At 74.6% G+C, this 21,674-nt stretch carries 17 protein-coding genes and 1 pseudogene; 12 read left to right on the forward strand and 6 right to left on the reverse strand.

Going from position 1 to position 21,674, the window contains the following annotated elements; translation table 11 throughout:
- Positions 1-106 precede the first annotated feature (106 nt).
- The 5 genes and pseudogenes from ACI78Z_RS15955 to ACI78Z_RS15975 all read left to right on the forward strand — a co-directional run bounded on the left by ACI78Z_RS15955 (position 107) and on the right by ACI78Z_RS15975 (position 5,961).
- Positions 107-898: pseudogene (locus ACI78Z_RS15955) on the forward strand (methyltransferase domain-containing protein).
- Between the two features lie 28 nt (positions 899-926).
- Complete coding sequence (locus tag ACI78Z_RS15960; RefSeq protein ID WP_457037516.1) at positions 927-2,285, forward strand: MBL fold metallo-hydrolase; 1,359 nt, start codon at positions 927-929, stop codon at positions 2,283-2,285.
- Entirely contained in the window at positions 2,282-3,604 is a 1,323-nt protein-coding gene (locus ACI78Z_RS15965) for an MFS transporter (protein ID WP_457037517.1), read from the forward strand. Before ACI78Z_RS15960 ends, ACI78Z_RS15965 begins: the two co-directional genes overlap by 4 nt.
- A 432-nt stretch (positions 3,605-4,036) precedes the next feature.
- On the forward strand, positions 4,037-5,527 hold the full coding sequence (locus ACI78Z_RS15970; protein WP_457037518.1) for a SulP family inorganic anion transporter: 1,491 nt from the start codon (positions 4,037-4,039) through the stop codon (positions 5,525-5,527).
- Between the two features lie 5 nt (positions 5,528-5,532).
- Positions 5,533-5,961: a MerR family transcriptional regulator gene (locus ACI78Z_RS15975; RefSeq protein WP_457037519.1), complete on the forward strand. Its 429-nt coding sequence runs from the start codon at positions 5,533-5,535 to the stop codon at positions 5,959-5,961.
- A gap of 38 nt (positions 5,962-5,999) precedes the next feature.
- Here the strand turns inward: ACI78Z_RS15975 and ACI78Z_RS15980 are convergent, their stop codons facing one another.
- The gene (locus ACI78Z_RS15980) at positions 6,000-6,395 is read right to left on the reverse strand and encodes an SRPBCC family protein (protein ID WP_457037520.1); all 396 of its coding nucleotides are present in this window, start codon (positions 6,393-6,395) and stop codon (positions 6,000-6,002) included.
- 899 nt (positions 6,396-7,294) lie between these two features.
- Here ACI78Z_RS15980 and ACI78Z_RS15985 point away from each other — a divergent pair.
- The 4 genes from ACI78Z_RS15985 (at position 7,295) to sigB (ending at position 10,270) form a co-directional block, all read left to right on the forward strand.
- On the forward strand, positions 7,295-7,825 hold the full coding sequence (locus ACI78Z_RS15985; protein ID WP_457037521.1) for a carboxymuconolactone decarboxylase family protein: 531 nt from the start codon (positions 7,295-7,297) through the stop codon (positions 7,823-7,825).
- Positions 7,826-7,868: 43 nt separating this feature from the next.
- Entirely contained in the window at positions 7,869-8,540 is a 672-nt protein-coding gene (locus ACI78Z_RS15990) for a haloacid dehalogenase type II (protein ID WP_457037522.1), read from the forward strand.
- A 62-nt stretch (positions 8,541-8,602) separates the two neighbouring features.
- Positions 8,603-9,034 (forward strand): D-aminoacyl-tRNA deacylase, encoded by a 432-nt coding sequence (gene dtd, locus ACI78Z_RS15995; RefSeq protein ID WP_457037523.1) that lies wholly within the window; start codon positions 8,603-8,605, stop codon positions 9,032-9,034.
- A 252-nt stretch (positions 9,035-9,286) separates the two neighbouring features.
- Entirely contained in the window at positions 9,287-10,270 is a 984-nt protein-coding gene (sigB, locus tag ACI78Z_RS16000) for an RNA polymerase sigma factor SigB (protein WP_457037524.1), read from the forward strand.
- A 92-nt stretch (positions 10,271-10,362) separates the two neighbouring features.
- Here sigB and ACI78Z_RS16005 read toward each other — a convergent pair whose 3' ends face one another.
- Positions 10,363-11,997 (reverse strand): LuxR C-terminal-related transcriptional regulator, encoded by a 1,635-nt coding sequence (locus ACI78Z_RS16005; protein ID WP_457037525.1) that lies wholly within the window; start codon positions 11,995-11,997, stop codon positions 10,363-10,365.
- A gap of 140 nt (positions 11,998-12,137) precedes the next feature.
- On the opposite strand from ACI78Z_RS16005, the gene ACI78Z_RS16010 reads away from it, so the two are divergent.
- The gene (locus tag ACI78Z_RS16010) at positions 12,138-12,971 is read left to right on the forward strand and encodes a class I SAM-dependent methyltransferase (RefSeq protein WP_457037526.1); all 834 of its coding nucleotides are present in this window, start codon (positions 12,138-12,140) and stop codon (positions 12,969-12,971) included.
- Here the strand turns inward: ACI78Z_RS16010 and ACI78Z_RS16015 are convergent.
- Both ACI78Z_RS16015 and ACI78Z_RS16020 read right to left on the reverse strand, forming a co-directional pair.
- Positions 12,968-15,682 (reverse strand): bifunctional acetate--CoA ligase family protein/GNAT family N-acetyltransferase, encoded by a 2,715-nt coding sequence (locus ACI78Z_RS16015; RefSeq protein WP_457037527.1) that lies wholly within the window; start codon positions 15,680-15,682, stop codon positions 12,968-12,970. The two genes, ACI78Z_RS16010 and ACI78Z_RS16015, sit on opposite strands and share 4 nt — an antisense overlap.
- Positions 15,675-16,856 carry an acetoin utilization protein AcuC gene (locus ACI78Z_RS16020; protein WP_457037528.1) on the reverse strand — a complete coding sequence of 394 codons (1,182 nt, stop codon included), beginning with the start codon at positions 16,854-16,856 and terminating at the stop codon, positions 15,675-15,677. Before ACI78Z_RS16020 ends, ACI78Z_RS16015 begins: the two co-directional genes overlap by 8 nt.
- 141 nt (positions 16,857-16,997) lie before the next feature.
- On the opposite strand from ACI78Z_RS16020, the gene ACI78Z_RS16025 reads away from it, so the two are divergent.
- Together ACI78Z_RS16025 and ACI78Z_RS16030 are read left to right on the forward strand one after the other, a co-directional pair.
- A complete protein-coding gene (locus tag ACI78Z_RS16025; protein WP_457037529.1) occupies positions 16,998-17,705 on the forward strand; it encodes a metal-dependent transcriptional regulator in 708 nt (235 codons plus the stop codon).
- A 37-nt stretch (positions 17,706-17,742) separates the two neighbouring features.
- On the forward strand, positions 17,743-19,809 hold the full coding sequence (locus ACI78Z_RS16030; protein ID WP_457037530.1) for a S9 family peptidase: 2,067 nt from the start codon (positions 17,743-17,745) through the stop codon (positions 19,807-19,809).
- Positions 19,810-19,879: 70 nt separating this feature from the next.
- Here ACI78Z_RS16030 and ACI78Z_RS16035 read toward each other — a convergent pair whose 3' ends face one another.
- Both ACI78Z_RS16035 and ACI78Z_RS16040 read right to left on the reverse strand, forming a co-directional pair.
- Entirely contained in the window at positions 19,880-20,953 is a 1,074-nt protein-coding gene (locus ACI78Z_RS16035; RefSeq protein WP_457037531.1) for a DUF4192 domain-containing protein, read from the reverse strand.
- A gap of 137 nt (positions 20,954-21,090) precedes the next feature.
- Complete coding sequence (locus ACI78Z_RS16040) at positions 21,091-21,579, reverse strand: hypothetical protein (protein ID WP_457037532.1); 489 nt, start codon at positions 21,577-21,579, stop codon at positions 21,091-21,093.
- Between the last annotated feature and the right edge of the window lie 95 nt (positions 21,580-21,674).

The raw sequence follows: 21,674 nt of genomic DNA on the forward strand, positions 1-21,674 counted from the left end.
CAAACGAACGCTTGACGAGCGTACCCAGCCGGAGAACCATTCAAGCCATCGCTTGAGGAAGGCGCCGGCACCGGCCCGTCCGGGTCGGCCGGAGATGGGGCTGGCCATGTCGACCACACCGGATCTGCTGGTGGATCCCGTCGCCCTGCGCGAACAGGTCAGGGACAAGTACCGGGAGGTCGCCACCGATCCGACGCGGACCTTCCACTTCCACACCGGACGGGGACTGGCGCGGCGGCTCGGCTACGACGAAGACGCCGTGGCCGCCCTGCCCGACCGGGCCGTCGAGTCGTTCGCCGGCGTGGCCAACCCCTTCGCGCTGCGACCGCTCGCTGCCGGCGAACGGGTCGTGGACGTCGGTTGCGGCGCCGGGTTCGACTCCTTCCTCGCCGCCGGGCAGGTCGGCCCCGGCGGTCGGGTCGTCGGCGTGGACATGACCCCGGAGATGCTCGAGAAGGCGACCGGGACCGCCGCCGCCCTCGGCCTGGACCACGTCGAGTTCCGCACCGGCCTGGCCGAGTCGCTGCCCGTCGAGGACTCGTGGGCCGACGTCGTCATCGCCAACGGCGTCATCAACCTCTGCGCCGACAAGCACGCCGTCCTCTCCGAGATCCGCCGGGTGCTCCGGCCCGGAGGCCGCCTGCAGTTCGCCGACATCGCCAACGGCCGGCCGGTACCAGAAGGGGCGTTGCGGGACATCGACCTGTGGACCGGCTAGATAGCCGGCGGGCTGCCCCGTGCGGGCTGGCAGGAGATGCTGACCGACACCGGCTTCACCGACATCGCCATCGGCGACCCCGTCGACACCTTCGGCGGCGCCGGAGGAGAGCCGAATGCCCGCGCGTACGCGGTCCACGGCTACTCCTTCCTGGCCCGCAAGCCCACTGACCCCACGTAGGTCCATCCACTCGGGAAGGAGTCCGTCCATGTCCGACGCGGCCGTCCCGGTCGTCCCCGTCGTCGACGACGGCCTGGGCAACAGCAGCTACCTGATCGACCTCGGCGACGGCCGCGCGCTCGCGGTCGACGCCAGCCGGGACCTGCGGGCGGTCGACGCCGCCACGGCGAAGCGCGGACTGAAGGTGGTCGCCGCGGCCGACACCCATCTGCACGCCGACTTCCTGTCCGGCGCCACCCGTCTCGCCGCCCGCGACGGCGCCACGGTGTTCGCCTCGGCGACCGGCGGCCGGGAGTTCCCGCACACCGGCCTGCACGACGGCGACGAGGTCGACCTGGGTGGGCTGACGCTGCGGGCGTGGGCGACGCCCGGGCACACCGGGGAGCACGTCGCCTACCTGCTGGCCGACGGCGACCGGACGCTGGGCGTGTTCACCGGCGGCTCGCTCCTCGTCGGCGCCGCCGCGCGCACCGACCTCGTCTCCCCGGAGCAGACCGAGCCGCTGGCCCGCGCCCAGTACGCCTCGCTGAGGCGGCTCGCGACGCTGCCCGAGGACACGGCGGTGTGGCCCACGCACGGGGCCGGCTCCTTCTGCTCCGCACCGCCCGGCGCGGAGCGGACCACCACCATCGGCCGGGAGAAGGCCACCAACCCGCTGCTGGCCGCCGCCGACGAGGACACCTTCGTCGCCCGGCTGCTGTCCGGCCTCGGCAGCTTCCCGCCGTACTTCCTGCGCCTGGCCGAGGTCAACCGGCGCGGCCCGGCCCTGCCCCCGACCGACGCCGCCCTGCCGCCGCTGACCGCCGACCAGGTGGCCCAGGCAGCCGGCGCCGACGTCGTCGACGTCCGCCCGCCCGCCGACTACGCCGCCGGGCACCTCCCCGGCGCGCTGGCCATCCCGCTGCGGTCGGTGTTCGCGACCTGGCTGGGCTGGCTGGTCCCGGACCCGGCCACGCCGCTGATCGTCGTCCGCAACGACGACCAGGACCCCGACGAGATCGTCTGGCAGGCCCGCAAGATCGGCTACGACACCCTGCTCGGCGAGCTGGCCGGCGGCGTCGCGGCCTGGGCCGCCGCCGGACACCCGGTCGCCACCACGTCCCTGCTGGACGCCGAGCACGTCGATCCCGCCCGGGTGGTCGACGTGCGGCAGACCGGTGAGTACACGCGCGGACACCTGCCGGCTGCCCGCAACGTCGAGCTGGGCGCGCTGCCGAGCGCCGACCTGCCGACCGGGCCGGTGGTGACGATGTGCGCGCACGGCGAGCGCGCCACCACGGCCGCCAGCGTGCTGGAACGCGCCGGCCACCGCGGCGTCGCGGTGCTCACCGGCGGCGCCGAGGACTGGGCGAAGGCCACCGGCAACGCCCTCGAGACGACCGCATGACGGCCTCCGCCGGCGACGCCGCTGTCGCCTCGACGGCGGGCGGCGCGCCGGCGGTGCGGCTGGGGCTGCGCGCGAACCTCGCCCAGTTCTCCCTGCTCGTCGCGGTCAACGCGCTCGTGGGTGCGACGCTCGGTCAGGAGCGCACCGTGGTGCCGCTGCTGGCCGAGCGGACGTTCGGCCTGTCGGGGTTCAGCTCCGGGCTGCTGTTCATCGTGGCGTTCGGCGCGGTCAAGGCGGGCACGAACTTCTTCGCCGGCACGTGGTCGGACCGGTTCGGCCGCAAGCCGGTGCTGGTCGCCGGATGGCTCATCGCGCTGCCGGTGCCGGCCATGCTCATCTGGGGCCCGAGCTGGTGGTGGATCGTCGCGGCCAACGTGCTGCTCGGCGTGAACCAGGGGCTGACCTGGTCCACGACGGTGATCATGAAGATCGACCTGGTCGGCCCCGCCCGGCGTGGGCTGGCGATGGGTCTGAACGAGGCCGCCGGCTACGGCGCCGTCGCCGTCGCGGCGCTGGTCACCGGCTGGCTGGCCGCGGCCCACGGGCTGCGCCCGGCGCCGTTCCTGTTCGGCGCGGCAGTGATCGCCCTCGGGCTGGGCCTGTCCGGCCTGGCGGTGGAGGAGACCCGCGGCCACGCCCGGCTCGAGGTGGCACAGCACGTCTCCACCGGCGACCTGCACGGGAAGCTGTCCACCCGGCAGGTCGCCGTCCTCACCTCGTTCCGGGAGAGGGCGCTGTCGGCGGCCAGCCAGGCCGGCCTGGTCAACAACCTCAACGACGGGCTGGCCTGGGGCCTCGTTCCCCTGTTGTTCGCCGGTCACGGTCTCACCGTGGGCCAGATCGGTGCGCTGGCCGCGCTGTACCCGGCCGTGTGGGGTGTCGGGCAACTGGTCACCGGGGCACTGTCGGACCGGGTCGGCCGGAAGTGGCTCATCGTCACCGGCATGTGGGTGCAGGCCGCCGCCATCGGCCTGATCGCCCTCGGCACCACCGTCGGCATCTGGGCGCTCGCCGCCGTGCTGCTCGGCGTCGGCACCGCCATGGTGTACCCGACGCTGCTGGCGGTCATCGGCGACGTCGCCCATCCGGCCTGGCGGGCCCGCTCCGTGGGCGTCTACCGGCTCTGGCGCGACGGAGGGTTCGCCGTCGGTGCGCTGCTCGCCGGGGTCCTCGCCGACGCCTACGGCATGCTCACCGCCATCTGGACCGTCGCCGCCCTCACCGCCGCCTCCGGCGCCGTGGTGGCCGTGCGCATGTACGAGACGCACCGCCCTCCCGTGCACGCCACCGGCCGGGCAGGTCCGGGCGCCGACCGGTGAGCCTGCCGTGGGTACCGACTGTCGGGCGGCCGTCCTCCATCGTCCGGCCGCCGGCGGTCGACGTCGCAGCCTGCTGCTGGTGTCCTCCGCTGCAGTGGGGCACGGTTGCCGACGGTGCCGCGGACCGACCTGCCCCCTCATGGGGCGTGCTGGAGCCACCGGAGCCGACGGCCCCGTCCCACCGGACGCCTCCGCCACAGTGACGAACGGCTCACCACCCGACCCTCACGTCAGGGATGAGTTCCGGCAGACTGTCGGCGACAGCGGTGATGCGGTCACCAGTGCCGAGGATCTCCGATGGGCGCATCCCCACGGGACCCGCTGCCGGACCAGCGCGCCACTCCCCGCAGGCGCACCGGTGCCCCGCCCCTGACCCAGCCCTGCCTCCAGTGCCACCCATCTGCGCCCACAGGCGCCGAACGAGACGGATCCATGTCCTCAGTCCTGCCCGCCCTGCCCGAGCCGCGCCTGCGCCGCCCCGCCTGGCTGTCCCCGACGGCGGCCCGCACCGAGGTCCTCGCCGGCCTGGTCGTCGCGCTGGCGCTGATCCCCGAGGCGATCAGCTTCTCCATCCTCGCCGGGGTGGACCCGCGGGTGGGCCTGTTCTCCTCGTTCGTCATGGCCGTCGTCATTGCCTTCACCGGTGGTCGCCCGGCCATGATCACTGCGGCCACCGGCGCCATCGCGCTCGTCGTCGCGCCGCTCGCTCGTGAGCACGGTCTGGAGTACCTGCTCGCCGCGGTCGTCCTCGGCGGGGTGTTCCAGGTGCTGCTGGCCGCGGCCGGTGTCGCCCGGCTGATGCGTTTCATCCCGCGCAGCGTGATGGTGGGCTTTGTCAACGCACTGGCGATCCTGATCTTCACCGCGCAGCTGCCGCACCTGATCGATGTGCCCCGGCTGGTCTACCCGCTGGTCATCGCCGGCCTGGTCGCGATCTTCGCGCTGCCGAAGCTGACCACCGTCGTCCCGGCGCCGCTGGTGTCGATCCTCGTGCTCACCGGCCTGACGGTGGCCGCCGGCATCGCCATCCCGGACGTCGGCGACCAGGGCGAGCTCCCCGACAGCCTGCCGTTCCTCGCCCTCCCCGAGGTGCCCTTCACCTGGGAGACGATGACGGTCATCGCCCCGTATGCGCTGGGTATCGCCTTCGTGGGGCTGATGGAGTCGCTGATGACCGCGAAGCTCGTCGATGACCTCACCGACACCCACTCGGACAAGACCCGCGAGTCCTGGGGCCAGGGTGTCGCCAACATCGCCTCCGGCTTCTCCGGCGGCATGGGCGGCTGCGCCATGATCGGCCAGACCATGATCAACGTGAAGTCCGGCGCCCGCACCCGGCTGTCCACCTTCTTGAGCGGGGCCTTCCTCCTCGTGCTGGTCGTCGCGCTCGGCGACGTCGTCGCGATCATCCCGATGGCCGCCCTGGTCGCGGTGATGGTCTTCGTGTCGATCGCCACCTTCGACTGGCACAGCCTGCGGACCATCCACCGGATGCCGAGGAGCGAGACCGCGGTGATGCTCACGACCGTGGCCGGCACGCTGCTCACCCACAACCTCGCGATCGGGGTCGGCGCGGGCGTGCTGGTCGCGTGCGTGCTCTTTGCCCGCCGCGTGGCCCACCTGGCCGAGGTCACCAGCGTCACCGGCCCCGACGGCGGCTCCCGGGTCTACTCGGTGACCGGCGCTCTGTTCTTCGCCTCCAGCAACGACCTCTACACCCAGTTCGACTACGCGAACGACCCCGACGACGTGGTCATCGACCTCTCCGACGCCCACGTCTGGGACGCCTCCACCGTCGCCACCCTCGACGCCATCACCCACAAGTACGAGACCCGCGGCAAGACCGTCAGGATCGTCGGCCTGAGCGGGCACTCCGCCGACCGGTACGAGCGGCACACCGGCCAGCTGGCCAGGGCGCACTGATGCCGATGACGCGCACCGGGCTCCTGCAGATCGGCCAGGTCGCCGAGCGCACCGGGCTGAGCTTGCGCACCATCCGTTTCTACGAGGAGAACGGGCTGGTCGTCCCCACCGCCCGCAGCGAGGGCGGGTTCCGCCTCTACAGCCATGACGACGTCGCCCGCCTCGAGGTGATCAAGCGGATGAAGCCGCTGGGCTTCACGCTCGAGGAGATGCGCGAGCTGCTCACCCTGCTCGCCGACCTGGACGCGGGGGCCGGTGACCCGGCCCAGCTGCTCGACCGGCTGCGCATGTTCCACGAGGCCGCCACCGCCCGCGTCACCGCGCTCCGCGAGCAGCTCGCCGTTGCCGAGGGCTTCGCCGCCACCCTCGCCGCTCACCTCGGCACCCGGTGCCGGGCCCACCACGACGACGCTGCCACGCCGCGCCCCAAGTGAGACCGTCGGCGCCTGCCGGTACCTCTGGACGTCCGAGCTCAGCGGCTCTCGCAGTACTCCTTCAGCCCCCGGACCCCGCCCTCGATGGCCGGTCCCATCGTGCCGGCCAGCTCGTCGGGCGTGATCTCGGTGCTGTAGACGACGAGGCTCCGACCGTCGTCGAGCTCCAGCACGTCGACGGTGCCAAGGTGCGACTCGGCCGGCACCCCGCCGCCGACGATGCGGTATTGGAACCGGCGGAGGGCCGGGTCGTTGGCGACGATCTCCTCCTCCAGCGGGACCCCGCCCTGCAGCTCGCAGCTGCGCCCGTTCCCGCTCGCCGAGGACGTGAGCACGGCCGGGAACCACGCCGAGATCCGGCCGGCGTCGCTGACCACGGACCACACGTCGGCGGCGGGGCGGTCGATGGTGATGTCGGTGCGCAGCGTTGCCATCAGGGGCTCCTGTCCGTGCTGGTCGTCGGTGCGGCCAGCGTCTCCCCCGGCACCGGAACCCCGCGCCCTCGGGTGTCAGCGGCGTGACAGATCGGCCGGCTCACCCCCGGAGCGCAGCTCTGTCACCGAGCTGACAGTGCCGCCGGGGCCCTCCTGCTCGGCGACCGGCGGCGGCTGCGCCTGCAGCGGGTCAGCTTCGCCGCGCACGTCGACGTGCGGATGCGCGGCCGGCGCGGTGGTGGACGTCGCCGGCCGGACCCCGCATCCGCAGCAGCGCCGCGGCGTAGTCGTCCGGGTGCAGCAGACTCACCTCGCCCCCCGATCAGTTGGGCGTGCGCGTACGGGCCCCGCCGCTGCCGCAGGTAGGCCATCTGCGCGTCGACCTCGGCGACCGTGTGGCCGCCGTCCACCCGGACCTTGTTGGCGTCCGCGGAGTGGTACAGGTGGGGTTGCACCGCGGGAAGACGCCGTGCGTGCCCTCGCAGCCGACCGCGTGTCGGCCGAGCAGCTGTGCCGGCGTCCGCACGGCCTCGGGCAGCTACGCCCACCGCTCGTGGAGCACCCGCTCGGTCTCCGGGTGCACGAGCCGGGTGAGCCGGTCCCAGCGTTCCCGCACCGCCCGCATCCGCATCCCGGTCTTCCGTCCTGGGCCGGCGGGGCGCCGTCCGGTTCGGGATCCCGGTGACCACCGTCACGGCTTCCCGACCGGCTCCCCTCGTGCGCCGGGATGAACCGGCACCCCTCGCCGGGTTGCCCTCCCCTCCTGACCTCCCGAGACCGAGGAGACCGCATGGCCCGCATCCCCGTCCCCACCGTCGACAGCGCCTCCGGAGCCCAGCCGGGACGCGCTGAAGGCCCTGCAGGAGCAGTTCGGCACGGTCCTCAACACCCACGGCGAGTTGGCGCACTCCCCCGTCGTCCTCAACGCCTGTGCCGCGCTCCAGCGGGTGATCGCCGAGGACGGCACCCTCGACGCGGCGACCCGCGAGGCCATCGCCCTCGTGGTGGGAACGTCGACCGGTGCTCCTCCTGCCAGTCCGCCCACCCTGGGAGCGCAGGCGGCCGGCCCGACGACCGAGCAGACCTTGGCCATCAGGAGCGGCTCGTACCGGGACGACCCAGAGCTGGCCGCGCTCCTGACGCTGGTCCGGGAGTCCGCGGGCGCCGTCGGACCGGTCGGGGACCGCAGCTGGCAGGCCGCGCTGGACGCCGGCTGGAGCGACACCGAGCTGACCGAGGCGTCGGTGCACATCGCGCTCAACCTGTTCACCAACCACGTCAACCACCCGGTCCAGACCGAGCTGGACCTCCCGGCCGCGCCTGCGATCCGATCCGGACGTCCCGGTCGGCCGCCGGAGATGCCCCGGGCGTCGTCCGGCGGCCGGCCGGGCACGACACCGAGCAGGATCCGACCAGCGCAAGACGCGTGACGACCGTGCCCCTCCGCCACCACCGACCTCCCGGGAGCCCGCGATGGCCACCTCCCCGTCCGTGATCGTCTTCGACGTCAACGAGACCCTGTCCGACATGAGCCCGATGGCCGGTCGCTTCGCCGACGTCGGAGCCCCCGCGCACCTGGCCACGACATGGTTCGCCACCCTGCTCCGGGACGGGTTCGCCCTCACCGCCGCCGGCGCCTCCCGCCCCTTCGCCGGGCTCGCGAGGGACGCGCTGCGCGCCGTGCTCCACGGCGTGGACCTGGACCGCGACACCGACGCGGCCGTCGAGCACGTCATGAGCGGCTTCGCCGAACTGGCGGTCCACCCCGACGTGCCCGACGGGGTCCGGGCGCTGCACGCCTCCGGACGGCGCCTGGTCACCCTCACCAACGGATCGGTCCAGGTCCCGGAGCGGCTGCTGGGCGGCGCGGGCATCCGCGACCGGTTCGAGGCGCTGCTGTCGGTGGAGGACGCCGGCGCCTGGAAGCCGGCGCGCACCGCCTACGAGTACGCCGTCCGGACCTGCGGCACCGACCCGGCCGACATGCTGATGGTCGCCGTGCACCCGTGGGACATCGACGGCGCCGCCCGCGCCGGGCTCACCACCGCGTGGATCAACCGCACCGGCGCGCCCTACCCCGAGTCCCTCACCCCGCCCTCGCTGCGCGCCACCGGCCTGACCGACCTCGCCGAGCAGCTGTCCTGAGCCGGGCCGGACCCGGCACACCCTGCGCCGACGCCCGTCCTGCCCGGCCGGAGGATGGTCCGGTGCGCGCGGTGGTCAGCAGGGTCACGACGGCGGCGGTGACGGTGGACGGCGCGGTCGTCGGCGAGATCGGCCGCGGCCTGCTGGCGCTGGTCGGGGTGGGCCTCGAGGACGACGCGCAGCGGGCCCGGACGCTGGCGCGCAAGGTGCACGAACTGCGGGTCTTCCCCACCGAGGACGGCGCCCGCTCGGTGGGCGACCTGGGCCTGCCGGTGCTCGTCGTCAGCCAGTTCACGCTCTACGCCGACACCCGCAAGGGCCGCCGTCCCTCCTGGTCCGACGCGGCGCCGGGCGAGCTGGCCGAGCCCCTGGTCGCGGAGGTGGTCGCCGAGCTGCGGCGGCGCGGCAGCGAGGTGGCCACGGGCGTGTTCGGGGCGCGCATGCTCGTCTCGTCGGTGAACGAGGGCCCGATGACCTTGCTGCTCGAGGTCTGAGCCGCCTCCGGGCTGGGTACACGAGCGTGACGCGACACACGCCCTGTGCTTTTGCTGTGAAACGGGCATCCGAGGAACACCCGGCCCCCTCGGGGCCGTTGGACAGGGCGTACCACAGGGACACACAGAGCGGGGGCTCATCGGCTGACCAGAGCCGGAGGAGCGGCCCGACCCCCCGACGCCCGGGTGCACCGTCGCCCATCGACCACCGACGGTGTGCATCCGACCCGAAGGCAAGGACGAAGACAGATCGTGACGCTGCTGCAGTCTTCCACCACCGACACCCTCGAGGTCCGCTCGCCGCGGCGCGAGCCGGACACCAGCGGGCTGGTCTCGACCGACCTCGTCCGGGTGTACCTCAACACCATCGGCAAGACGGCGCTGCTCACCGCCGAGCAGGAGGTCGAGCTCTCCAAGCGCATCGAGGCCGGTCTGTACGCCGAGCGCCTGCTGTCCGAGCGACAGCTGACCCCGGCCCTCCAGCGGGACTACAAGGCGCTGGCCGCCGACGGCAAGGCCGCCAAGCGGCACCTGCTCGAGGCCAACCTGCGCCTGGTCGTCTCGGTGGCCAAGCGCTACACCGGTCACGGCATGACGTTCCTGGACCTCATCCAGGAGGGCAACGTCGGCCTGATCCGCGCCGTCGAGAAGTTCGACTACACCAAGGGCTTCAAGTTCTCGACCTACGCGACGTGGTGGATCCGCCAGGCCATCACCCGGGCGATGGCCGACTCCGGCCGCACCATCCGGCTGCCCGTGCACCTCGCCGAGCAGGTCAACAAGGTGGTGCGCACCCGGCGCCGGATCCACCAGGAGCTGGAGCGCGAGCCCACCGCCGAGGAGCTGGGCCTCGAGCTCGACATGACCCCGGAGCGGATCACCGAGCTGCTGGAGTACTCGCGCGACCTGGTGTCGCTGGACCAGACGGTCGGTGCCGACGAGGAGTCCCGGCTCGGCGACTTCATCGAGGACGCCGACGCCGCGGTCGCCGAGGACGCCGTGGCCTTCCAGATGATGAAGGGCGACGTGCGGACCGTGCTCTCCACGCTGGAGGACCGGGAGCGCGACGTGGTCGTGCTGCGCTTCGGCCTGGACGGCGGCCAGCCGCGGACGCTGGAGCAGATCGGCAAGCAGTTCGGTCTGTCCCGCGAGCGGGTGCGCCAGATCGAGCGCGAGACGATGGCCAAGCTGCGCGACCCGCAGCGCGCCGACGCCCTGCGCGACTACCTCGCCTGATCAAGGCCCCCTCTGCAGGGGCCGAGGACGAGAGCCGGTCACCTCCGGGTGGCCGGCTCTCGGCGTGTCCGGCGTGCCGCGACGTCACCGTGTCACGGGATCCCGGACCGGGCGACGCGGGCCATGGCCTCGGCCCGGGTGGCCACGCCGAGCTTGGCCAGGATGCTCCCGACGTGGTGCTCCACGGTCCGCTTGCTGAGGAACAGCCGGGCGGCGATCTCCTGGTTCGACAACCCCTCGACCACCAGCTGCAGCACCTCCCGCTCCCGCTCGGTCAGCGGACCACCGGGCTGCCGGCCGGCCGCGGTGCGGGTGCCCAGGTTGCGCAGCAGCTCGGCGGCCTCGTCCGCATCGTGCCGGGCGCCGAGCCCGCGGAACACGCCGAGCGCGGCCCGCGCCTCGGCGACGGCCACCTCCGGCGCGGTGCCGCAGACCTCGCGGGCGATGGCCAGCCGGGCCCGCGCGGCCTCCCACGGCAACCCGGCCCGTGCGAAGCCGACCAGTGCGGCCTCCAGGTGCGGCAGGACGGCGGTCCGGCCGTCCGGGCGTGCGAGCACCGCCGCCACCTGCTCGGCGAAGGCGGCGACGTGCGGGAGCCGGCTCCCGGCGGCCAGGGCGCGGAGCCGGTCCCGCACCGCCTCGGCCTCCGCAGGCCGTCCGTAGTCGGCCTGGACCTCGGCGAGCAGCGCCAGGCCCGGCACCTGCAGGACCGTCCCGCCGTCGAGCGACCGGCGCAGGACGGCGGCGGCCATCTCCCGCTCCCCCCGGACCATGTGGATCCGGGCCAGGGGCAGGACCGCCTGGACGTCGAACTCGTTGCCGACCAGGAGCTCGGCCGCCTCCGCGGGCCGCCCCTGCCGGACCCGCAGGTCCGCCAGCCGTACGCACACCCCGGAGCGCAGGGCGCGCATCCCGGTCTCGTGGATCCGCAGCGCCGTCATCAGCTCCTGCTCCGCCTCGGGCCACCGCCCCGCAGCGATGAGGACGCCGGCGTGGTGCATCAGACAGATCGCCGAGACCCACAGGTCGTTCGAGGCGCGCCCGGCCGCGTCGCCGACGGCCAGCCACTGCTGGGCCCGGCGGACGTCCAGGGCCACCTCGCAGCAGAGCAGCATCTTGCAGAAGATCTCGCCGATCACCAGGTGGTCGCGCACCTCGCCGTTGGTGGCGGCGACCGCGGCCTCGTCCACGCACCGCATGCCCTCGGGGACCCGTCCCCTGAGGACGAGCCCCATCCCGCGGTAGGCCAGCGCACAGAACCACAGGTCCTCGTCCCCGAGGCGCCGGGCGATGCGGGCCGCCGCCCGCGCGTGCGCGTCGACCTGGTCCGGGTCGTCCGTGGCCAGCGCCTCGGCGAGCCGGACCCAGCCCACCTCGGAGCAGTTCCCCGCCTCCGCGGCCAGGCTCCTCGCCCGGGCCAGCCACCCTCCAGCGGCCGCCCCGTTCCCGCGGACGGCGGCGTGCAGGAAGGCCAGCTCGCGGCCCGCGATGAGGGCTGGACGCCGCGTCTCGCCGCGCGCCCGGTAGCCGGCGTAGGCCCGCTCGTACCAGTGGATGGCCGCCTCGAAGTCGCCCGCCCACTCCAGCGCCCGCGCCAGGCCATGACAGGCGTCCGGCGTGTCGTCCAGTGCCACGGCACCGGAGAACACCGACCGGGCGGTCGACCAGTCGCCGCGCTCGAGCGCCGCCTCGCCGTCGGTCAGCAGAGCAGGGATCCCTGCCGCCATGTCCCCAGGATCCCACCCCGGCCCCGTCCGCCGTCCCTCCCGCTGCCCCCGTACTCACGTGTGGCCCTGGGTGCGTGCACCCATGACCCGTGGAGGGCGCCGCAGGAGGCTCCGGGACGTCGGCAACGGAGGGAGAGGCCATGACCAGCACCCGGCGCACCACCGCGGACGAGGCCGAGCGCTTCCAGGTGTCCACCGAGGCCGCCGAGGTCTACGAGTCCCGGTTCGTGCCCGCGATCTTCGCCGAGTGGGCTCCGCTGCTCGTCACCGTCGCGGGCGTCGCCCCGGGGCAGTCCGTCCTCGACGTCGCCTGCGGCACCGGCGTCGTCGCCCGGACCGTGGCGGACCGGCAGGGCGGCGACGGCCGGGTCGTCGGCGTGGACCTCAACGACGGGATGCTCGCCGTCGCCCGGCGGATCCGGCCGGAGCTGGAGTGGCGCCGTGCGGACGCCGCCGAGCTGCCCTTCCCCGACGGGACCTTCGACACGGTCCTGTGCCAGATGGCGCTGATGTTCTTCCCGGACCGGGCCGCGGCGCTCCGCGAGATGGCCCGGGTGACCCGGCCGGGCGGCACCGTGGCCGTCTGCGTCCCCGCGGCACTGGACGCCCAGCCCGCCTACGGGCCCTTCGTGGAGATGGCGGTGGGGCACGCCGGCCCGACCGCCCGGTCGCTCCTCGGCAGCTACTGGTCGTGCGGTGACGTCCGGGAACTCGTCGCCTGGCTCACCGGAGCCGGCCTCGCCGTCACCGACACGTGGACCCACCTGGGCACCGCCCGCTTCGACTCCCCCGAGGACCTCGCGGCGACCGAGGTCGAGGCGTCGCCACTGGCGGAGCTGCTGCCCCAGGACGTGTACGCCCGGATCCGGGCGGGTGCCCGGGAGGTGCTGGGGCCCTTCACCGATGCCACGGGCGCCCTCCTCGCCCCGTTGCGCGGGCACCTGGTCGCAGGACGGGTCCCCCGGCGTCCCTAGACCCCGGGCGTGCGCATCCGGCGGGGCCCGGGGTCGACGCGGGCGGTGGGCGGGCCGATGCGGGCGGCGGCGCCGGCGACGACCAGCGACCGGCCGCCGTGCCAGGGGTTGGGCGGCCCGACGATCACCGGCTCCAGGGACAGCTGCAGCACCTCGGGCAGGTCGTCGGCCAGCGCGGCGACGCGCAGCAGCAGGTCCTCCAGGGCGGCGACGTCGGCCGGCTCCGAGCCGCGGTAGCCGTCGAGCAGCGGCCACGCCCGCGGCGAACGCACCAGCTCGGCGGCGTCCAGGTCGGTCAGCGGCAGGGCCCGGTACGCGCGGTCGCCCAGCAGGTCCGTGGCCACGCCGCCCAGGCCGAAGCTGACCAGCGCGCCGAAGGACGGGTCGTCGACGATCCCTACGACCGTGGCGACCCCGGGCGCGGCCATCTCCTGCACGATCACCGGGTCGCCCGCCGGGATGGCCGCGAACGCCGCGCGCACCGCCTCGGCGTCGGCGAGGTCCAGCCGCACGCCGCCGAGGTCGGAGCGGTGCCGCAGCCAGGGAGCCGTCGACTTGAGCACCACCGGGTAGCCGATCTCCTCGGCCGCGGCGACCGCGGCCTCCACGTCGGTGACCGTGCGGGTGCCCAGCAGCGGGATGCCGTAGGCGGCCAGCAGCGCGATGAGCTCGTCGTCGGTCAGCGCCCGCCCCTCGGGTGCCGACGCCAGCGCCGACCGGACGACGTCCCGTCCGGCCTGCTCGTCGATCCCCTCCAGCTCCGGCACCTCACCGACCGGACGGCGCCGCCAGGCGGCGTACCGCGCCACCTTGGCCAGCGCGATCACCGCCCGCTCGGGTGTGGAGAACGACGGCACCGAGCCGCGGGCCGGCGTGCCGTCCTCCCCGATCAGGGCCAATTCGGCGGGGACGCCCTCGTTGGAGAGGAACGTCGCGACGATCGGCTTGTCCGCCGGGGCGGCCACCTCCCGCAGCGCCCGGCCGAACTCCGCCGAGCCGCGGGACAGCGGCGGCAGGAACACCGCGACAACGGCGTCCACGCCGTCGTCGTCCACCGCGCCCTGCAGGGCGGCGCGGAACTCCTCCGCCGTCCCGTCCGCGCCGATGTCGGTCGGCGCCTCGTGGGCCAGCTCGAGCCCCTGCTCGAGGACCGCGTCGCTGACCAGCCAACCCATCGCGGTGGAGTTGCCGACCACCGCGACCCGGTCGCCGGCCGGCAGCGGCTGGTGGGCCAGCAGCGTGCCGACGTCGAACAGCTGCGCCAGTGTCTCCACCCGGATGACGCCGGCCGAGGCGAACAGCGCCGCCACCGATTCCTCGGGCACGGCGACCGACGTGCCGGCCAGCCCCTCGGTCATCCGCACGTGCCGGCCGCTCTTCACCGCGGCCACCGGCTTGGTGCGGCCGACCCGGCGGGCTAGCCGGGCGAACTTGCGCGGGTTGCCGAAGCTCTCCAGGTGCAGCAGCACCACCTCCGTGGCCGGGTCGGTGGCCCAGTACTGCAGCAGGTCGTTGCCGCTGACGTCGGCGCGGTTGCCGGCCGAGACGAAGCTGGACAGGCCGATGTTGCGGGTGCGCGCCTGCTCCAGCAGCGCCGAGCCCAGCGCGCCGGACTGCGCGAAGAAGCCCACCCGCCCGCGGCCGGGCACCCGGGGCGCCAGGCTGGCGTTCAAGCGCACCGCCGGGTCGGTGTTGACGATGCCCAGGCAGTTCGGGCCGACCACCCGCATGCCCGAGGCGCGCGCCGCGGCGACCAGCTGCCGCTCGCGGACCCGCCCCTCGGGGCCGGACTCGCCGAACCCGCCGGAGATCACCACCAGCCCCCGGACCCGCTTGCGCCGGCACGCCTCCACGACCTCGGCCACCTCGTCGGCGGGCACGGCCAGGACGGCGAGGTCGACGTCGACGGGGATGTCCTCGATGCCGGCGTAGGCCGGCACCCCGCGCACGTGCCGGGTGCCCGGGTTGACCGGGTAGACCGGGCCCTCGAAGCCCAGGTCCAGCAGGTGCCGCAGGACGGCGTTGCCGATCTTGCCATCGTCGTTGCTGGCGCCCACCACGGCGACCGACGACGGCGTGAGCAGCCGCGCGATGGACCGGGACTCGCTGCGCTGCTCGCGCTCGTAGGCGACCTGCAGGGCCGTCTCGGTCGGCGCGATCGGGAAGGTGAGGTGGACGACGCCCTCCTCGTAGGACCGCCTCGGGGTGTACCCGGCGTCCAGGAAGACCCGCACCATCCGGTTGTTCTGCGCCAGCACCTCGGCGACGAAGTTCTCGATCCCCCGCTCCCGCGCGGCCGCGGCCAGGTGCTCGAGCAGCACCGAGCCCAGCCCGCGGCCCTGGTGGGCGTCCTCGATGAGGAAGGCGACCTCGGCGTCGTCGGTGCCGGGATAGCGGTCGTACCGGCCGACGCCGATGACCTGGTCGCCGAGCACCAGCACGAAGGCGACGCGGGCGTCGTGGTCGACGTGGGTGAAGCGGTACAGGTCCTTGTCCGACAGCCGCTTCATCGGCCCGAAGAACCGGTAGTAGCGGGTCTGATCCGAGCTGCGGTCCATCAGCCCGACCAGGCCCTCGGCGTCCTCGGGACAGATCGGGCGCAGGTGCACCGTGCCGCCGTCGGCGGCGATGATGTCGGCCTCCCAGTGCGCGGGCGGCTGGGGCGGCGGACCGTCCTCCGGCGGCGCCGGCCGGGTGCTCTGCTCAGTCACGGGGGTCGTCCGGATCCAGGCCGAAGTAGGGGAACGAGGCGGTGCGGGTCCGCGTGACGGCCCGGTCCACGCGGGACTCGGTGAACGGGTCCCAGTGCGCGAAGCCGGTGTAGCCACCCTCGGTCATGTGCGTGGGCGGCCGCGCCCGCAGCCCGCGGCGGACGACGTCCTCCCGCCAGGACTCGGGGATCTCGGTCTGCGGGTCCAGCCGGGCGTCGGCCGCCTCCGCGATGAGGTGGGTCCAGGCCCGGGGCACGCAGCGCACCAGGCCGTACCCGCCGCCGCCGAGAGCGATCCAGCGGCCGTCGCAGATCTCGTGGGCGAGGTCGTGCACCGCCTTGTAGCTGGCTCGCTGCCCGTCGATGGTGAGCGCGAGGTCGGCGAGCGGGTCCTCGTGGTGGGCGTCGCAGCCGCACTGGGTCACCAGGATCTCGGGCCGGAAGGCCTTGAGCACGCTGGGCACGACCGCGTGGAAGGCCCGCAGCCAGCCGGAGTCGTCGGTGCCGTTGGGCAGGGCGAGGTTGACCGCGCTGCCCAGCGCCTTGTCCGGGTCGCCGGTCTCCTCGGGGAAGCCGGTTCCGGGGAAGAGGGTGAGCGGCGTCTGGTGGACGCTCACCGTCAGCACCCGCGGGTCCTCGTAGAACGCCGCCTGCACGCCGTCCCCGTGGTGGACGTCGAGGTCGACGTAGGCGATGCGCTGGTGCCCCTGGTCCAGCAGCCACTGGATCGCCACCGCGGCGTCGTTGAAGACGCAGAAGCCCGAGGCGCGGTCGCGCATCGCGTGGTGCAGCCCGCCGGAGATGTTGACCGCGTGCTGCGCCCGCCCGCTGTGCACCTGCTCCGCGGCGAGCACGCTGCCGCCGGTGATCAACGCCGCGGCGTCGTACATGCCCTCGAAGACCGGGTTGTCGGCCGTCCCGAGACCGTGGCCGACGTCCGGGTCGGACGGCGCGCGCTTGACCGCGTCCAGGTAGGCGGGGTCGTGCACGCGGGTGAGCAGCTCCACGTCGGCGGCCGTGGGCCGCAGCACCTGCAGCCGGTCGGTGGCCAGGACGCCGAGGCTGTCGGCCAGCCGCATGGTGAGGTCCAGCCGGACCGGGTGCAGCGGGTGGTCCCCGCCCATCGTGTAGCCGAGCAGCGCGTCGTCCCAGACGACCGCGACCGAGTCACTCACGGGACACTCCTCGACGCCGACGGCGATGTCGCGGGCGACGCTACCGCCGGGACGGTGGTGCCGTGCCGACGACGGTGCCGCCGCGTGAGCGGGCGCACGCGCTCTCCCCCCGTACCATGGGTTTCGACACGGAGGAGACCTGTGAACGACCTCATCGACACCACCGAGATGTACCTCCGGACGATCTTCGAGCTGGAGGAGGAGGGGATCGTCCCCCTCCGCGCCCGCATCGCCGAGCGGCTGCACCAGAGCGGCCCGACGGTGAGCCAGACGGTCGCCCGGATGGAGCGGGACGGCCTGCTGACCGTCGAGGGGGACCGGCACCTGCAGCTGTCCGAGTCCGGACGGCAGCTGGCCACCGCGGTGATGCGCAAGCACCGGCTCGCGGAGTGCCTGCTGGTCGACGTCATCGGCCTGGACTACGCCGACGTGCACGAGGAGGCGTGCCGGTGGGAGCACGTGATGAGCGAGGCCGTCGAGCGCAAGCTGCTCACCCTCCTCGGCAACCCGACGGTGTCCCCGTTCGGCAACCCCATCCCCGGCCTCGACGCGCTGGGCGGCGAGACCTCGGCGGTGCTCGACTCGCTGACCCTGCTGTCGACCACGGCCACCCCCGAGGGGCGCCGGGTGGAGATCAAGCGGATCAGCGAGCAGCTGCAGGAGGACACCGAGCTCATGCGCCAGCTGGCCGCGCAGGGTCTGCGGCCGGGCATGACCGCCGTCGCCCAGCTGACCGCCGGCACGGTCAGCCTCGACGGCGAGGTGCTGCCGATGGGCGTGGCCCAGCACGTGTTCGTCAGCGCCCTCGACGAGGAGCTCACCCCGGCGCAGGCAGCTCCCCGCCTGTGAGCGGGCGGCTCGCTCCCCCGGCTCCTACGGTGGCCGGGTGAGCGAGCCCTCCGACGCCCCGGCCACCTCGTCTCCCTTCGCCGACCTGGCGACCTTCGTCGCCCTGCCCCGGGTCGCCGGGCTGGCCCTGTCGGCGGACGGCCGCCGGCTGACGGTCGCCGTGCAGGCCCTGGACCCGGAGAAGACGAGGTGGCAGTCGGCGCTGTGGGAGGTCGATCCGGAGGGACGGCGGCCGGCCCGCCGGCTGACCCGCGGGGCGCCCGGCGAGTCCACGCCGGTGTGGGCCCCCGACGGATCGCTGCTGTTCACCGCCGCCCGTCCGGACCCGGCCGCGAAACCGGACGGCGAGGAGCCGAAGCCCTCGCTCTGGAGCCTGCCCGCCGAGGGCGGTGAGGCCCGGCTGGTGCTGACCCACCCGGGCGGGATCGGCGGCGTCGCCGTCGCCGCGGACACCGGTGCGGTCGTCGTGCGCGCCTCGGCGATGCCCGGCGCGGCCGACGCCGAGGCCGACGCGGAGCGCCGGAAACGGCGTACGGAAGCCGGGGTCACCGCGATCCTGCACGAGGCCTACCCGGTGCGGTCCTGGGACAGCGACCTGGGACCGGCCACCCCGCACCTGTTCTGGGCCGGCGCGCTGCCCGCGGACCCGGCCGCCGGCGACGAGCCGCCCGCGGTCGAGCTGCGCGACCTGACGCCCGACGCCGTCCCGCCCGCCGGCGCCGGCGGCGACCTGGCCCTCTCCCCCGACGGCCGGCTCCTCGTGCGGGTGGACACCGTGCCCCACGGTCCGGCCGGTCAGCGCGATCGGCTGGTCCTCGTGGAGACCGCGACCGGGGACGCCCGGGCGCTGGTCGACGACCCGCTCGCCGACCTGCACGCGCCGCGCTTCTCCCCCGACGGCACCGCGGTGGTCTGCGTGCGGGAGTCGATGTCGACCCACGACGACCCGCCGGACTACACGCTGTTGCACGTCGACGTCGCCACCGGTGCGGCGCGCGAGCTCACCGCCGGGTTCGACCGCTGGCCGTCGGCGCCGCAGTTCAGCGCCGACGGGACGACGGTGTACTTCCTCGCCGACGACGGCGGCCGGCAGGCGCTGTTCCGGGTGCCGGCCGCGGGCGGGGAGCCGGTGCGGATGACCACCGACGGCGCCTACAGCGACCTTCAGGTGGCCCGTGACGGCAGCGCCCTCTACGCGCTGCGCTCGGCCTACGACGAGCCGCCCGCGCCGGTGCGGCTGGACCCGGAGGCCACCGGCCAGCACCCCGATCCGCTCCCCAGCCCGGGCACCCTCGACGGGCTGCCCGGCACCCTGCAGGAGGTCGCGGCCACCGCCGCCGACGGGACGCCGGTGCACTGCTGGCTGGTGCTGCCCGATGGGGCGTCGGCGGAGCGCCCGGCGCCGCTGCTGCTGTGGATCCACGGCGGGCCGCTGATGAGCTGGAACTCGTGGTCCTGGCGCTGGTGCCCGTGGGTCATGGCCGCCCGGGGCTACGCCGTGCTGCTGCCCGACCCGGCGCTGTCGCAGGGCTACGGGCAGGAGTTCGTCCGCCGCGGCTGGGGTGCCTGGGGCGAGGCGCCCTACACCGACCTCATGGCCGCGGTCGACGCCGTCGAGCAACGGCCCGAGATCGACCGGACGCGCACCGCCGCGATGGGCGGGTCCTTCGGCGGCTACATGGCCAACTGGGTGGCCACGCAGACCGACCGGTTCCGCGCGATCGTCACCCACGCCAGCCTCTGGGACGTGGACTCCTTCGTGGGCACCACGGACGCGGCCTACTTCTGGGAGAGGGAGTGGGGCGACCCGCTGCGCCAGCCGAAGCGCTACGAGCAGAACTCGCCGCACCGCTTCGCCGACGCCATCCGCACGCCGATGCTGGTCATCCACGGCGACCGCGACTACCGGGTGCCGATCGGCGAGGCGCTGCGGCTCTGGTACGACCTGCAGAAGCGCGGCGTCCCGTCCCGGTTCCTGTACTTCCCGGACGAGAACCACTGGGTGCTCACCCCAGGCAACTCCCAGGTCTGGTACGAGACCGTGCTCAACTTCCTGGCCGAGCACGTGCACGGCGAGGACTGGCAGCGCCCCGAGCTGCTGTGAGGTGGCTGGGGCGCCTGCAGACCACGTGCACGGCGAGGACTGGCAGCGCCCCGACCTCCTCTGAGGCCGCTCACCCGGCCGCCCACACCTCGTCGGGGTCGGCGGTCACCGCGGCGAGCACGGCCCGCAGCTCGGTCGGGGGCAGGCAGGCGGCCAGCCCGTCGGCCAGCAGCCTGGCCAGCGTGTAGGTCGGGCGGCTGTCCAGTGCCCGCTGCAGCGCGACGTTGGCCATCACGCCGTCCCCGCGCAGCCACGCACTGACCGCCAGCAGGGTGGCCGGGGCGGCGTCCATGGGCGCCGGCGCGCGGCGGGTGCACTCGGTCCAGAGTTGCTCGGCCGCCGCGGCGTCGTCCCCGAGCGCCAGGGTGAGCGCGCGGTCGCGGACCCGGACGTCGGTCAGTGCCCACAGCACGCCGGCCACCTCGCGGTCGGGCAGCCGCCCGGCCGTTCCGGGTCGGCAGCGCTGCACGGCACGCAGCACGGCGTCCCAGGAGCGGCGGGCCTCGGCGTCGGGGTCCTCCCGCGCGGCCCGGGCGCGGCGCTCGACCAGTCGCCAGGTGCGGGCGTCCATGGCGGCACGGGCCGGGCCGTCGAGGGGCGCGATCCGCGCCTCCAGCGCGTCGCGGTCGGGAGCGAGGACCTGGCCGGCGGCGGCCGAGGCAGCCGCGAGCGGGGAGACGCCGCTGGGCAGCGGCGCGCCGGCGCCCGACGCGCAGCAGGGTTCCGGACAGTCGTAGGACCACCAGCGGCCACCGCGCACCAGCAGGGTGTCCCGGACCGGGAGGTCCAGCCCGGCCAGCGCGACGACGGCGTCGTGCACCACGTCGCGGTGCGGCAGGCCCGGGACGTGGTCGCCGCCGGGGAGGGGCGCACGGTCGTCCGGCGACTCGGACACGACGGCGACGACGACCGCGGCCGGGTCGTCGGTGGCGACGCTGCGGGCCAGGGCGGTCACGACCGCAGCCGAGGCGGACCGTGACGGCAGGTCGGCGCGCGCGGTGAGGCCCACCCGGTTGCCGGTCTCCCCGCCGAGGGCCACGAGCACCACCGACTCGTGCGGGTGGAAGCCGACGAGGTACGGCAGCGCGGCGGCGATCTCCGCGGAGTCGGTGAGGCGCACCAGGGGGCGTGTGGGGTCGTCCATGCCGACGACGGTTCCGGCTGCGCCCGTCCGGCGGTGCCCTCGCCGGTCATCTGTGGACCGGCAGGGCGCCTGTGGAACCGGCCCCGTCCAGGGCACCGCCCCGAGCGCGCGAGGGGTGAGGAGGACGGGGTCCTTCTTCAGTCCAGTGAGCTCTGAGCGCTGTACGCCTGTTCGAGCAGCGCGGTGAACGCGACCCGGTCGGGCTCGGCGCCCTCGCGGTCACCGGTGGCCAGGACGAGCACCCGGTCCCCGTCCCCCACCAGCCCGACCAGTCCGGAGACCGCGTGCTGGGCACCGCCGGGCTCGGTGGCCACCGCGGTCACCGTGACACCGACCGCGTCGTCGCCGAGGTCGGGGACGTCGAAGGGAGCGAGGTCGACCGTCGCGCTGCCGGGCTCGGGTCCGCTGACCGTCACCTGCGGGCACTGGTCGACCAGTTCGGGCACCCGGCCGACGAGCTCGGCCGCCGGTCCGGCCACCGCCAGGAGCTCGGCGGTGTAGGTCGCGCCCCGGACGGCGACCTGCGCGGCCACGTCGTCCGCGGCGGGTGGCTGCTGCAGCGACAGGGCCCGCAGGGCCGCGGTGCACGCCTCGGGGCCGACCTCGACGCCGGCCGGCGCGCCCATCCCGGTGAGCTTGACGGTTCGGGCCGTCGCAGCGGCGAGATCGGCGGTCTCGCACGGTCACCGGCCTTGAAGCGGGCGAGACCGCCGATCTCGCC

The organism is Geodermatophilus sp. SYSU D01176 (genome assembly GCF_054050015.1).